Origin of the sequence: Serinicoccus sp. CNJ-927 (assembly GCF_001942435.1) — a bacterium.
GTDB classification, from domain to species: domain Bacteria; phylum Actinomycetota; class Actinomycetes; order Actinomycetales; family Dermatophilaceae; genus Ornithinicoccus; species Ornithinicoccus marinus.
In genome coordinates, this window is the sequence record NZ_MKKF01000001.1 from 26,063 (window position 1) to 40,061 (window position 13,999).

The 13,999-nt window shown below is 74.0% G+C and carries 9 protein-coding genes; 4 read left to right on the forward strand and 5 right to left on the reverse strand.

Annotated features, from left to right (window positions below):
* Positions 1-78 precede the first annotated feature (78 nt).
* Positions 79-4,158 carry an FtsK/SpoIIIE domain-containing protein gene (locus BJF86_RS00165; RefSeq protein ID WP_083652586.1) on the forward strand — a complete coding sequence of 1,360 codons (4,080 nt, stop codon included), beginning with the start codon at positions 79-81 and terminating at the stop codon, positions 4,156-4,158.
* Between the two features lie 249 nt (positions 4,159-4,407).
* On the opposite strand, the gene BJF86_RS00170 is transcribed toward BJF86_RS00165, so the two are convergent.
* Positions 4,408-5,202, reverse strand: a complete 795-nt coding sequence (locus BJF86_RS00170) for a GNAT family N-acetyltransferase (protein WP_075816488.1) — start codon at positions 5,200-5,202, stop codon at positions 4,408-4,410.
* 103 nt (positions 5,203-5,305) lie between these two features.
* On the opposite strand from BJF86_RS00170, the gene BJF86_RS00175 reads away from it, so the two are divergent.
* Complete coding sequence (locus tag BJF86_RS00175; RefSeq protein WP_075816489.1) at positions 5,306-5,905, forward strand: PGPGW domain-containing protein; 600 nt, start codon at positions 5,306-5,308, stop codon at positions 5,903-5,905.
* 24 nt (positions 5,906-5,929) lie between these two features.
* On the opposite strand, the gene miaB is transcribed toward BJF86_RS00175, so the two are convergent.
* Together miaB and BJF86_RS00185 are read right to left on the reverse strand one after the other, a co-directional pair.
* On the reverse strand, positions 5,930-7,462 hold the full coding sequence (miaB, locus tag BJF86_RS00180; protein ID WP_075816490.1) for a tRNA (N6-isopentenyl adenosine(37)-C2)-methylthiotransferase MiaB: 1,533 nt from the start codon (positions 7,460-7,462) through the stop codon (positions 5,930-5,932).
* A 22-nt stretch (positions 7,463-7,484) separates the two neighbouring features.
* Positions 7,485-8,231, reverse strand: coding sequence for a sulfite exporter TauE/SafE family protein (locus tag BJF86_RS00185; protein WP_143553601.1), 747 nt, complete (start codon positions 8,229-8,231; stop codon positions 7,485-7,487).
* Positions 8,232-8,329: 98 nt separating this feature from the next.
* Here BJF86_RS00185 and BJF86_RS00190 point away from each other — a divergent pair, with 98 nt between their 5' ends.
* Both BJF86_RS00190 and BJF86_RS00195 read left to right on the forward strand, forming a co-directional pair.
* On the forward strand, positions 8,330-8,746 hold the full coding sequence (locus BJF86_RS00190; RefSeq protein WP_075816492.1) for a hypothetical protein: 417 nt from the start codon (positions 8,330-8,332) through the stop codon (positions 8,744-8,746).
* Positions 8,747-8,796: 50 nt separating this feature from the next.
* Positions 8,797-12,090, forward strand: coding sequence for a S41 family peptidase (locus BJF86_RS00195; RefSeq protein ID WP_075816493.1), 3,294 nt, complete (start codon positions 8,797-8,799; stop codon positions 12,088-12,090).
* 11 nt (positions 12,091-12,101) lie between these two features.
* On the opposite strand, the gene BJF86_RS00200 is transcribed toward BJF86_RS00195, so the two are convergent.
* Together BJF86_RS00200 and recA are read right to left on the reverse strand one after the other, a co-directional pair.
* Positions 12,102-12,725 carry a regulatory protein RecX gene (locus BJF86_RS00200; protein WP_083652589.1) on the reverse strand — a complete coding sequence of 208 codons (624 nt, stop codon included), beginning with the start codon at positions 12,723-12,725 and terminating at the stop codon, positions 12,102-12,104.
* Positions 12,725-13,819 (reverse strand): recombinase RecA, encoded by a 1,095-nt coding sequence (gene recA / locus BJF86_RS00205; RefSeq protein WP_075816494.1) that lies wholly within the window; start codon positions 13,817-13,819, stop codon positions 12,725-12,727. The genes BJF86_RS00200 and recA overlap by 1 nt, the downstream gene beginning before the upstream one ends.
* Positions 13,820-13,999: the final 180 nt, after the last annotated feature.

The following is a 13,999-nucleotide window of genomic DNA, read 5'->3' on the forward strand; positions in this document are numbered from 1 at the left end:
GCGGCATCGACGCCCGCCACGATCCCCACCTGTGGATAACTCGGGTGGGCCGCAGATCGACCTGCGCAAGATCGGGGTATGCGAGTTATCGTCACGCGGGCACGCCGGGACCGGGTGGAGCATCTCGCGGTCACCGCTCCCAGCGGCGCGACCGTCGGCGACCTGCGCCGGCATGTCGACGGCCCTGCCTTCGCAGGAGAACCCGAGGAGCGGGGCTCCCTGCCCCTGGAGCACGGCAGCGACCTCGACGACGGCGGGACGTCTCCGGAGGAGGCGGCAGGGCTGCCCCGGCTGGTCGTGACCACCGGACCGGACGCGGGTGGCACCGCGGCCCTGCCTCCTGGGCGATGGGTCACCGTAGGCAGGGACCCGCGCTGCGACCTGACCATCGCCGACCCCGGGCTGTCGCGACGCCACCTGCGCGTGCGCCAGGACCGCGACGGCGTGCGCGTCGAGGATCTCGCGTCGACGAACGGCCTGGCCTGGGAGAGCGGCACGCGGCAGCCGTCCGGCACGTGGCCGGTGGGTGACCGGCTGCTCATCGGCGGATCCGGTGTCGTGCTCGTGCCGCGCCCCCCGGCTCCGGCGCGTCAGGTGAGCGGCGGCGGGGTCCGCGAGGTGGTCCCGTGGCCGCGCTCGGCGCGTGCTGTCCCGACCCGCGAGCTCGCCACGCCGGCCGCGGCGGCGCGTCGTCGGGTCCGGCCGCCGAGCGCCTGGACGTGGAGCCTGCCGCTCGTCGTGGCGCTGGCCGTCGCGCTGCTCCTGCGGATGCCCTGGCTGCTGCTCTTCGGGCTGCTCGGCCCGGCGATGGTCCTGGGTCACTTCCTGGGCGACCGCCGGGCCGCGCGGCTGGAGCACGAGGAGGCCCTCGTGGAGCACGCACGGGTACGCCGCAAGAATGAACACCGTGCGCGGCGCTACCTCGCGGAGGAGCTGATGCTGCTGCGCGACAGGCATCCGTGCCTGGTCGGCGTGACCACCAGCCTCGTGCCGCACCCCTCGACGTCGCTCTGGGAGTGCTCGGCGGAGGACCTGGAGGTATGCCTGGGCGAGTACGCGTGTCCGTCGTCGGTGCGGCTCGAGGACGAGGCGCTGTGGCACGACGCGGCTCCGCTGCCGCTCACCCTGGCAGGCCCGCTGGTGGTCTGCGGAGAACGGGCGCTCCGGGAGGCCTTCGCCCGGTCCCTGGTCCTGCAGCTCGCGACCCGTCACCCTCCGACGCAGTGGACGCTGCTGCTCGACCCTGCGCGTGCGCCCGGTGCGGCCTGGGACCTGCTGGGGTGGCTACCGCAGACCAGCACGAGCGGGTCGACTCCCGACGGGAGAACACTCCGGTGGGGGGAGGACCTCCTCCTGGTCGACGACGTCACGCAGGCGCCGGCGGGCGCCACCCGCATCGTGCTCACTTCCGGCACCCGAGCCGTCCTCCAGGTCCCTGGGCAGGACGAGGTGACCTTCACCCCGACGACGCTGGGCCTGGCCCGCGCCCGGGCGCTCGGGCACGCGCTCGCTCCGTTGCGCGCCCGGGACGCGGTGGACGGCGATCCCGACGCACCGGCCCTGCCGGGCGGCTCCCCGCCCCTGGGCGAGCTGGTGGGGTGGCCCGACAGTGTCGAGGACGCGCTCGCCACGTGGGCGGGGCATACCCCGGGCCTCGCGGTCGACCTCGGTCATGACGCCGCGGGACGCCCCGTGACGATCGACCTGGTCCGGGACGGACCGCACGCCCTCGTCGCCGGGACGACCGGCGCCGGCAAGTCGGAGCTGCTGCGCTCCCTCGTGGTGGGGCTGGCGCTGCGCCGCTCGCCGGGCGACCTCGCGCTGCTGCTCGTCGACTTCAAGGGCGGCTCCTCGCTCGGCGACTGCGCGCTGCTCCCGCACGTCACGGGCATGGTGACGGACCTCGACCCGCACCTCGCCGGCCGGGTGCTCGCCTCGCTCCGGGCCGAGCTGACCCGACGGGAGGGCGTGGTCGCCGCCGCGGGGGTCAAGGACGCCGCCGAGGTGCCCGGCCTGCCACGACTCGTGGTGGTGATCGACGAGTTCCGGGTGCTGGCCGAGGAGGTCCCCGAGGTGATGGGCGGCCTCATCCGGCTGGCCGCCGTCGGGCGCAGCCTCGGGGTCCACCTGGTGCTCGCCACCCAGCGGCCGGCCGGTGTCGTCGGACCCGACCTGCGGGCCAACGTCAACCTGCGCATCGCCCTGCGACTGCGGGACTCCGCGGACTCGCACGACGTCATCGAGACCGCCCAGGCGGCGCTGCTCCCCGAGGGCAGACCGGGCCTCGCGCTCTGGCGCACCGGCGCCGACCTCCCCCGCGCCGTCCAGGTCGCCCGCGTCGGCCCACCCCGCCGCCGGTCGTCGTCCGGGTGGGACGTCCGGGTCGTGCCGGACATCTGGTCGGCTCGACGGGTGCTGGACCGGCCCGCGGAGGCTGAGGCGGAGGCGGACGACCTCGGCGCGCTCGCGACCACGCTGCGGGAGGCGGCCGAGCAGGCGCACCTGCACCCGCCGGTGGTCTGGCACCCGCCGCTGCCGGAGGAGCTGGGGACGCTCTCCGGGGAGCCTCGTGCGTGGGCGCTGGCCGACGTCCCGTCCCGGCAGGCGCGGGAGGCGCTGACCTGGGACGGGGACCATCACGTGGGTCTCGTCGGCGCGGCGCGCTCGGGGCGTACGACGGCGCTGCGGTCCCTGCTGAGCCGGGCCGACGGCGCGTGGGTCGTCGTGCTCGACCTCGGGCGCGGGCTGGAGGGCACGGAGGCCGCCGAGCACCCAGGTCTCGTCGGGTGGGTCCAGCCGGACGACCTGGCCCACGGCATCCGCGTCCTGGACCGGCTCGAGGGAGTCGTACGCGCACGTCAGTCGGCCGGTGCCGGGGCCGAGCACGTCCCTGTGGTGCTGGTGCTCGACGGCTGGGACCGGTTCGTCGACCTCTTCGAGCCGGTCGAGCGAGGCCGTGCGGTCGACGTCGCCCTGCGCGTCCTGCGCGAGGGCCCGGCGGTCGGGGTCGTCGCCCTGCTCAGCGGCGACCGTAGCCTGCTGCTCGGCAAGGTCGCCTCGACCCTGCCGAGCACCTGGGCGCTGCGGCTCAACGACCCGAGCGACCTGCTCATGACCGGGTTGCGGCCGCACCAGCTCCCCTCGACACAACCGCCGGGGCGACTGGTGAGCATGCGCGACGGCACCGAGGCGCACGTCGTCCTCCCCTCCGCTGGCCAGCCGGTGAGCCCCGCGGGTCACCCGCCGCTGGTATGCCGTGCCCTGCCCCGCCGGTGGTCGGCCGGGAGCGGGCAGTGGGCGGTCGGCGGGGACGAGGCGGCACCGGTGCCGCGCCCCGCAGGCTCCGTGCTGGTGATCGGGCCGCCCGGCTCCGGACGCACGCACGCCCTCGCCCGGCTGCGCGACGGCCGGCCCGCGGTCGTCGTGGACCCCGCCTCCCCGCCGGAGGTCGATGAGGTGAGTCGCGCCTGCGCCGGGCTCGGCACCGGTGGCCTGCTCGTGGTCGACGACGCCCACCTCATGGCGGGGTCCCCGCTGGAGGACGCCCTGGTCGAGGTGGCGACGGCATACCGCATGGAGCTGCTGGTCGCGGCGGACGCCGAGACCGCGTCGGGCGCCTTCCGCGGGCTCGTCCCGCAGGCCGCCCGCGCCCGCACCGGCGTGGTGCTGCAGCCGGGCAGCGCCAGCACGGTGCCGTGCTGGGCGTCAGCGTCCCCGTCGGCGACCTCCCGCTGCCCGGCCGGGGCGTGCTGGTGCACCGCGGGCGCTGCACGCGGGTCCAGGTCGCGGCCCCGGACGAGTGAGACGGGGTCACGCGTGCTCCTCGTCTGGGTCGCGCGCTCCTGCACTGCGAGCCGGTTCGTCACTCGACAGCCTGCACGAGGAGGCTCTCAGGTGACATCGAGGCGCCCAGTGGACGAACCGGCTCTCAGTGGTCCACTCACGGCCGCGGCTCAGGCGGTCTGGTCGCGATCCTCCAGCCGACCCATGAGGAAGGTCGCGGCCACGGTGACCACCCCGAGGGCGAGCGTGCCGACGCCGACCCACCAGGGTGCGAGCGGGAGCAACGCGATGCCGAGGGGCACCAGCAAGAAGTTGAAGGCGATCGCGGGAGCCTGCGAGCGCGGGTGGCGGCGCGACAGGCCGAGCGCGGTGTAGCTCAGGCCGATGATGAAGACGACCATCGTCACCACCGACATGATGACGATCATGAGGTCCTGCCCCTGGCCCAGCACCAGCTCCACGAGGTAGAACACCGCGAACCCGGCGAGGATCACCGCCTCCAGCGCGACGAGTGAGGCGGCGACCTGCCCGGCGGTGCGCTGGCGCTCCGTCGCCGGCGGCATCGGGGCCGGCGTCGCTGGGGTATGCCGCTCGCTCACCGGACCATCGTAGGTCGAGTCCGCCTCAGGCCGGGTGACCGGTCGGGGCCAGCTCACGGGTGTGGAAGCGGTGGGCGGTGGCATACCCCAGGCGCTCGTAGAGCCGGACGGCGCCCGCGTTGGACGTGAAGACCGACAGGGTCGAGACGCCAGCCTCCTGCACCGCCCGCGCGGTGAGCGCCTCGGTCAGCAGCGCGCCGATCCCCTGGCCGCGCAGCTCTGGGCGCACGACGAGGCCGGCGAGGTGGGGCATACCGGAGCCGAGCTCGTGCAGGGCCCCGACGGCGACGATCTGCCCCACCTCGTCGCGGGCGGCGAGCCACAGCGAGGCGAAGCCGTGCCCGGGGAAGCCCATGTAGGGATCCTCGCCATGGGTGCGACCGAAGGCGTCGAGCAGGTCGGCGTCCGCGTCGTCGGCCAGCTCGACGAGCTCCAGGCCCTGGGCCGAGAGACCGGCGGGCTCGACCGCGGCGGCGGTGCGCTCGCACCACATGAGGGACCACCGACCCGAGCCCGTGCCGAGGTAGGCCGGGGGCAGCGCCAGCTCTCGCCCGTCCTCGGTGGAGAACCACTCCAGCGCGAGATCAGGAGCGGCTGCCACGATCGCCCGCAGCGCCGCGGTCTCGGCGTCCGCCGGCGCGTCCGGCCCGACGACGGCGGCACCGCCCCAGTGCCGCGAGCCCGGGCGCCACGGACTGGCACACGCCCAGCCGTGCGGGCCCGCGACCGCCACCAGCTCGTGGCTGGTCGCGAAGCGGACGAAGGGGTCCTTGCCGGAGCGGATGAGCAGCTCGTCACGGTCGACCTGGCTCCATGTCACGGCGCGTAGCCTGCCACATCCGTCACACGGGGTCGCGCGCCCGGTCGGAGCGGGGCGGTGCTCGCCCCTCGCGCCTGTCAGGGCGCTGACCTACGCTGTCCGGGTGAACGCGGCGGCCAAGCGCATCGTCCTGGAGACCCTGGGGTGGGTCGTCCTGGTCGCGGGCGTCCTCATGCTGCTGCTCCCCGGCCCTGGCCTGCTCGGCACCTTCGCCGGGCTGGCGATCCTGTCGACGCAGTACGAATGGGCCCGCCGGTGGACCATGCCGGTCAAGATCCGGGCGCTGCGCGGCGCCGCCGAGAGCGTCGAGACCATCCCCCGCATCGCCCTGACCCTGCTCATCACCGCCGGCCTCATCGCCGTCGGGGTGGTGTGGCTGATCTCTCCCCCGCCGCCCGGGTGGTGGCCGCTGGAGGACGCCTGGTGGCTCTTCGGCGGGCGCCCGGTGGCGATCACCATGCTCGCCTCCAGCGCGATCGCGATCGGGCTCATCGTCTGGAGCATCGTGCGCTTCCACGGCAAGCCCGAGGCACGCGCCTGGATCGACCGGGTGGAGGCCGACTACCGCGCCTCGGTCGCCCAGCACGAGCGCCGGGAGGCGCGCGAGGAGACCGCCGAGGCGCGCGAGGCGACCGAGCAGGCGCGCGAGGCCGACCGCCGGGCCGACCTCAGCGAGCGCACCGCCCGCAGCGAGGCTCCCTAGCCACGCCGCCGCGGGCTCGCGCGGTCAGTCGGTGGGGCAGCAGGCACCCGCGGGCACGTCCGGCAGCGGCGGAGCACCGATCGTCGGTATGCCCAGGCTCACCGCCGGCTTCTTCACCGCGCCGGGCGTCCCGCCCTCCTGCAGCGCCGCCCAGGCGTCCCCGCCCGCGGTGCGGCGGACGGCATACCGCCCGCCCTGGACGCCGGAGTCTGCGACGAGGTGGTGCGGCGCCCCGTAGGTGACCGCGACGGTCACCGCGTCCCCCGGCCGGGGCACCTCGGCGCCCTCCGGGACCGCGAAGTGGACGAGGCGGTTGTCGCGGCCCCGGCCGGAGAGCCGGTGGGTCTCGGCGTCCTTGCGGCCCTCGCCGGGCGCGACGAGCACCTCGACCTCGCGCCCCTCGAGCTCGCGGTTGCCGGCCCAGGAGACCTCCTCCTGCAGCGCGATGAGCCGGTCGAAGCGCTCCTGCACGACCTCCTTGGGCACCTGCCCGTCCATCTCGGCCGCCGGCGTGCCGGGACGGATGGAGTACTGGAAGGTGAAAGCGCTGGAGAAGCGCGAGGCGCGCACGACGTCGAGCGTGTCCTGGAAGTCCTCCTCGGTCTCTCCGGGGAAGCCGACGATGAGGTCGGTCGTGATCGCGGCGTCCGGGATCTGCGCGCGCACCCGGTCGAGGATCCCGAGGAACTTCGTGGAGCGGTAGGACCGCCGCATCGCCTTGAGCACGCGGTCCGAGCCGGACTGCAGCGGCATGTGCAGGCTCGGCATGACGTTCGGGGTCTGTGCCATCGCGGTGATGACGTCGTCGGTGAAGGCCGCCGGGTGCGGGCTGGTGAAGCGCACCCGCTCCAGGCCCTCGATCTGACCGCACGAGCGCAGCAGCTTGCCGAAGGCGAGCCGGTCGCCGAACTCGACGCCGTAGGTGTTGACGTTCTGCCCCAGCAGCGTGATCTCGACGACGCCCTGCGCCACGAGCGCCTCGATCTCGGCGAGGATCTCGCCGGGGCGGCGGTCCTTCTCCTTGCCGCGCAGCGCGGGGACGATGCAGAAGGTGCAGGTGTTGTTGCAGCCGACGGAGATCGACACCCAGCCGGAGTAGGCCGAGTCGCGCCGGGTCGGCAGCGTCGAGGGGAAGGTCTCCAGCGACTCCAGGATCTCGACCTCGGCGGCCTTGTTGTGCCGGGCCCGGTCCAGCAGCGCCGGCAGCGAGCCGACGTTGTGGGTGCCGAAGACGACGTCGACCCAGGGCGCGCGGTCGACGATGGTGGAGCGGTCCTTCTGCGCCAGGCAGCCGCCGACCGCGATCTGCATGTCGGGGTTGGCCTGCTTGGCCGGGCGCAGCTGGCCGAGGTTGCCGTAGAGCTTGTTGGCGGCGTTCTCGCGCACCGCGCAGGTGTTGAAGACCACGACGTCGGCGACGTCCGGGCGCTCGGGCTCCGGCACGGCGGCGAGATCGGTATACCCGGCCGTCTCGAGCAGCCCGGCGAGCCGCTCGGAGTCGTGCACGTTCATCTGGCACCCGTGGGTGCGCACGTCATAGGTCTTGGTGCTGCTCATGGCAGCACCCAGGGTACGGCGTTCAGCCGATCACGCCGACCAGCCCGCGGGCGAGCGCGAGCGCCGCACCGGCGCTGGCGATGCTGATGGCCAGCGCCCGCGCGACCCCGAGCGGCACCACCCGGGCCAGCGGTGCGGCCACCGCGATACCGACCGGCACCGCGGCGCAGGCGAGCAGCCACGACCACCACGGGAGCACACCGGGCTCGGGGGTCGCGCCCATGACCGCCTTGGTGAGGATCGAGGCGAGGTTGGCGGTGAGGAAGATCGGTTGCAGCGTCGCGGCCAGCGAGCGGTGCCCCCAGCGCGAGGCGACACCGTAGGCCGTCATCGCCGGCCCCGCGACCCCGGCCGTGGTGTTCATGAACCCGGCGATGGTGCCGGTGGCCAGGACCGCCGCCCGACCGCGCACCACGAGGAAGCGCTGCAGCCCGAGCGCGGCCCCGATGGCGAGCAGGACGCACCCGCCGAGGACCAGGTTGAGCACGTCCGGCGAGACCACGCGGACGACATACGCCCCGAGCACCGAGCCGACGACGAGCAGCGGGGCCAGCGCCCGGAAGCGACGCCAGTCGATGTCGGCGCGCATGACGACCGCCAGCAGCACCGCCCCGACGACCGCGGCGACGTTGCTCAGCGTCACCCCCGCCACCGGGCCGAGCAGGACCGACATGACGGGCGCGACCGCTATCCCCAGGCCCATGCCGGAGATCCGCTGGAGCGCCGCCCCGAGCGCCACGGTCAGCGCGAGCACGAGGGCGAGGGTCATGGGCACAGTCTCACCCATGGGTCGGGATGCTCCCCCTCCCGGTGAAGGCGTCTCGGCGCTACTGTGTGCCCCACAGGCGCGAGCGAAGGAGCACCGTCATGAGCGACCAGGCCGACCGCGAGACCATCGGTGACGACCTCGGGGTGTGGAGCGTCGACGCGGAGGACCAGCTGCAGCCGGAGGACACGCTCGACGGCGAGGGCGACGTGCTCGACCGCGGCTATGAGACCGGCGAGCACTACGTCGGGTCCAGCGCCTTCGGGGTCACCGCCGACGAGCAGTCGCACGAGGAGGGCATCGCGCAGCGGGAGCGGCAGGAGGAGTCGCAGCGGTATGCCGACCGGCACCGCCCCGACGGCGAGGCCCGAGAGATCGCGCGCGAGTGCCGGACGACCAGCTGGGACTCCCCGGAGGAGTCCGCGATGCACTACCACGACCCCGATGCGAGTCAGGACGAGCTGACCGAGGTGGAGTGGGAGCCCTCGGACGAGCAGCAGCGCGGCGAGGACGAGTAGCCCCCCCAACTCCCATGCGCCGCGCCGCGCGGCGACGTAGGGTCGGCCGGGTGAGCACCGGATACCTGCGCTACCCGCACCTGCACGACGACCTCGTCACCTTCGTCGCCGACGACGACCTCTGGATCGCCCCGGTCGACGGCGGCCGCGCCTGGCGGCTGACCACCGACCACGAGCCGGCGCGCAGCCCCCGCTTCTCCCCCGACGGCGCGCACATCGCCTACGTCAGCCACCGCGACGGCCACCCCGAGGTGATGGTCGTCGAGGTCGCGACCGCCGCCGCCCGCCGGCTGACCTGGTGGGCCGGGTCGGTCGCGATCGTCCTGGGGTGGACCGCGGACGGTCGGGTGCTCGTCGCGAGCAACGCCGGGGAGAGCAACATGCGGCACGCCGTGGTCAAGGCGGTCGCGCTGGACGGCTCGATGCAGCGTATGCCGTGGGGCAGCGCCTGGGGCGTCTCCGTCCGACCCGACGGGACCGTCGCGCTGAGCACCGTCGGCAGCCGGGTGCCGGCGCAGTGGAAGAGGTACCGCGGCGGCACCGCCCCGCGGCTGTGGCTGGACGACAAGGGGCGCGGCGACTGGAGCCAGCTGCTTGTCGACGAGCCGGCCTCGCTGGTGGACCCGATGTGGGTCGGCGACACCCTGCTCTTCGTCTCCGACCGCGCCGCGCGCTTCCCCGACCGGGCGCACGAGCAGGCCAACCTGTGGGCGTGGGAGCGGCCCGGCGGCACCACCGGGCGGGTCCGCAAGTCCCCCACCGAGCCGCGGCAGCTCACCACCCAGGGCGAGCAGGAGGGCTACGTGCGGGACGCCAGCACCGACGGCACCCGGGTGGTCTGGCACTCCCGCGGCGACCTGTGGCTGCTCGACTCGCTCACCGCCACCCCGCGCCGGATCGAGGTGGACCTGCCGGTGGGGCCGCCGGCCAGGCATACCGTGGCGGCCGCGGAGCGGCTCGACCACCTCGACGTCGACCGCGGCGGTGACGCCAGCCTGGTCGGGACGCAGGGGGCGACGTTCTGGGTGAGCCACCGCTCCGGCCCGGCCCGTGCCCTGGTCGCGGACTCCTCGGTGCGCACCCGCGAGCCGGTCTTCCTCGGCCACGACGGGGCGCGCGCCGTGCTGGTCACCGACGCCGACGGCGAGGACGCCCTCGAGATCCACACCGTGGACGGCTCGGCCGAACCGCGCCGGCTGGCCGGCGGCGAGCTCGGCCGCGTGCTGCACCTGGCCGCCTCCCCGGACGGCGCGCGCGTGGCGACGATCAGCCACGACGGCGCGATCCGGGTGCTCGACGTCGAGGGCAGTGCGGTGCGCGAGGTCGCGCGGTCCCGGCAGGGCGAGGCGCTCACGCCGCGCTTCTCCCCGAACAGCCGCTACCTCGTGTGGAGCCAGCCCACCTCGGGAGAGGGCGAGCACCACCAGGTGGTGCTGCTCGACGTGCGCGCCGGAGACGACGCGGCGCCGGTCGCACTGACCAGCGGTCGCTACCACGACCGCGACCCCGACTTCACCCACGACGGTGCCGCGGTGGTCTTCCTGTCCGACCGCACCTTCGACCCGACCTACGACGCGCACGAGTTCGCGCTGAGCTTCGCCGGCGCGACCCGGCCGTGGCTCATCCCGCTCGCCGCCGACCGGCCGGCCCCCTTCGGACCGAGCGTGGACGGGTGGCGGATCAGCGAGGCGCAGGAGGACAAGCGTGCTGGAGGTGATGCGGGTGAGGCCGGGGAGAAGCCTGCGGACGAGGCGGCGCCGGCCAGTCCGGACCTCGACGCTGACGGTGCCGAGCAGCGGATCACGCCCTTCCCGGTGCCGTCGGCCGACTACCGCGACCTGCGGGCCGCCAAGGACGGGGTGCTGTGGGTGCGGGTCGCCGGTGACGCCGGTGTGCTCGGCACGCGTCGCTCCGGCGTCGAGGGCGAGGCGGCGAGCGACAGCCTGGAGTTCTACTCCTTCGCGAAGCGGACGCTGACGACGATCTCCGACGCCGTGGACGACTACCGGGTCTCCGGCGACGGGGAGCGGGTCGTGGTGCACCACAAGGAGTCGGTGCACGTGCAGCCGGCCGACCGCAAGCCGGACGACGCCGACGAGAGCAGCGCCGACAAGGTGTCGGTCGACCTGGAGCGGGTGCGCGTCGAGGTGGAGCCCCGGGTCCGGTGGCGGCAGATGTTCGACGAGAACGCCCGCATCATGCGCGACCACTTTTGGCGGGAGGACATGGACGGGGTGGACTGGGCCGCGACGACGCAGCGGTGGGCCCCGCTCGTGGACCGGGTGGCGACCCACGACGACCTCCAGGACGTGCTCTGGGAGACCGTGGGAGAGCTCAACACCTCGCACGCCTACATCACGCCGCCGCACCCGCCGGGCGACCCGGACCGCAAGCTGGGGCTGCTGGGCGCGGACCTGTCGCCCGCGGCCGACGGCTGGCGCATCGACCGGATCCTGCCCGGCGAGTCCAGCGACCCGAACGCCCGGTCCCCGCTGCAGGCGGCCGGTGTCGGCGCGCGGGTGGGTGATGTCGTCGTCGCCGTGGACGGCCGCCCGGTCGACCCCGCGGTGGGGCCCGGCCCGCTGCTCGTGGGCGCCGCCGACAAGCCGGTGCAGCTCACGCTGCGCCGCGAGGGTGCGGACCGTCGGGTCGTCGTCGTCCCGGTCGCCGACGAGGAGGTGCTGCGCTACCAGGACTGGGTGGCCTCGCGGCGCGCCTACGTCGCCGAGCAGGCCGGCGGGCGCCTGGGCTACCTGCACATCCCGGACATGATGAGCCTCGGGTGGGCGCAGCTGCACCGCGACCTGCACCAGGCCACCCGCGCGGAGGGTCTGGTCGTCGACGTCCGTTACAACCGGGGCGGGCACACCAGCCAGCTGGTGCTCGCCCGGCTCGCGGGCCGGGTCGTGGGATGGGCGCCGGCGCGCTACTACGAGGCGGTCGGCAGCTATCCGGAGCAGGCGCCGCGCGGCCCCGTCGTCCTCGTGGCCAACCAGCACTCGGGCTCGGACGGCGACATCGTCAACGCCGGGGCGCAGGCCATGGGCCTGGGGCCGGTCGTCGGCGTGCGCACGTGGGGCGGCGTCGTCGGGATCGACGGCCGCTTCGACCTGGTCGACGGGACCTCGATCACCCAGCCGCGGTATGCCTTCTGGCTCGAGGGCAAGGGCTTCGGCGTCGAGAACCACGGCGTCGACCCGGACATCGAGGTGGTCCACTCCCCCGCCGACGTGGCCGAGGGCCGCGACCTGCAGCTGGACCGCGCGATCGAGGAGGCGCTGAGTCTGCTGGCGAAGACTCCGGCGGCGGCGCCGCCGGAGCTGCCCGAGCCCAAGGTGCGCTGAGCCGGTCGGGTTCAGTCCCGACCGTGCTCGGGCAGGTCGTCCAGCGCCTCCCGGATGACCTGGTAGGACACCCCGGCGCCGTAGCCCTTGCGCCCGAGGAAGGCGGCCAGCCGGCGGGTCTGGACCTCGCGGTCCAGCCCGCGCATCGTGCGCAGTCGGCGGGAGACGAGGGCCCGTGCCTGCTCCTTCTCCTGCTCGGGGTCGATGTCCTGCAGCGTCGCGTCCACGAGCTCGTCGGCGACGCCCTTCTGCCGCAGCTCCTGACGCAGGGCGGTCGCGGCCAGCCCCTTGGTCTCCTGCTTGGAGCGGACATACATCTCGGCGTAGGCCTCGTCGTCGACCAGGCCGACCTCACTCATGCGGTCCAGCACACGGGCCGCGACCTGCGGGTCGCAGTCGCGGTCACGCAGCTTGTCCTCGAGCTGGCGCCGGGTGCGCGGGCCCATGGCGAGCTGGCGCAGCACGATCTTGCGGGCCACCGCGTGCGGGTCAGGCGCCGCCGACTGCTCCTCGCGCCTTTCCGGGTCCGGCGGCCCGGAACCGGGCCCGGCGGAGCGGAGCCCGTAGGCGCTGGCGGAGGCCTCCGCCGCCGCCAGCGCCTCCCGGGCCGCAGACATCCTGTCTGCGCCGGCCATCAGAAGTCGACCGAGACCTCACCCGTGACCGGGTCCACCCCGTCCGGGAGGTCCTCCGTCGGCGCGGGGGCGCCGATGCCGAGCTTGGTCTTGATGTTGCGGTCGATGGTGTCGGCGATGTCCGGGTTGTCCTTGAGGAACTGCCGGGCGTTCTCCTTGCCCTGACCCATCTGCTCGCCCTCGTAGGTGTACCAGGCGCCTGACTTGCGGACGAAGCCGTGCTCCACCCCCATGTCGATGAGACCGCCCTCGCGGGAGATGCCCTGCCCGTAGAGGATGTCGAACTCGGCCTGCTTGAACGGCGGTGACACCTTGTTCTTGACGATCTTGGCGCGGGTGCGGTTGCCGACCGCGTCGGTGCCGTCCTTGAGGGTCTCGATACGGCGCACGTCGATCCGGACCGAGGCGTAGAACTTCAGCGCCTTGCCACCGGTCGTGGTCTCCGGGGAGCCGAACATCACGCCGATCTTCTCGCGCAGCTGGTTGATGAAGATCGCCGTGGTGCCGGTCGAGTTGAGCGCGCCGGTGATCTTGCGCAGCGCCTGGCTCATGAGGCGCGCCTGCAGACCGACGTGGCTGTCGCCCATCTCGCCCTCGATCTCGGCCCGGGGCACGAGCGCCGCGACCGAGTCGATGACGATGATGTCGAGCGCGCCGGAGCGGATCAGCGTGTCCGCGATCTCCAGGGCCTGCTCACCGGTGTCCGGCTGGCTCACGAGCAGCGCGTCGGTGTCGACACCGAGCTTCTTGGCATACTCCGGGTCGAGCGCGTGCTCGGCGTCGATGAAGGCGGCGATCCCGCCGCCCTTCTGCGCGTTGGCCACGGCGTGCAGCGCGACCGTGGTCTTGCCGCTGCTCTCCGGGCCGTAGATCTCCACCACGCGACCGCGCGGCAGACCGCCCACGCCGAGCGCGACGTCCAGCGCGATGGCCCCCGTCGGGATGATCTGCACCGGCGGGCGGTCCTCGTCGCCGAGGCGCATCACCGAGCCCTTGCCGTGCTGCTTCTCGATCTGGGCCATGACCGTGTCGAGGGCCCTGAGCCTGTCGTTGTTGATCCCGGTCGCACCGGTGGTCTTGCTTGCCTGCGGCATCTGCCAGCTCCTTCGTCTCGTGGCGGGCGCGCCTACCTTCGACCGACGGTCAGGGTCATCCAGATGGGTGATCCTGCGTCTGCGTCAGACGCTAGGCGCCCCCGCCGACATACCCCGGCCACCACGACGAATCTGTGGACGACCGTGCCGACGGCGACACCGTGTGGACGACGATAGTCG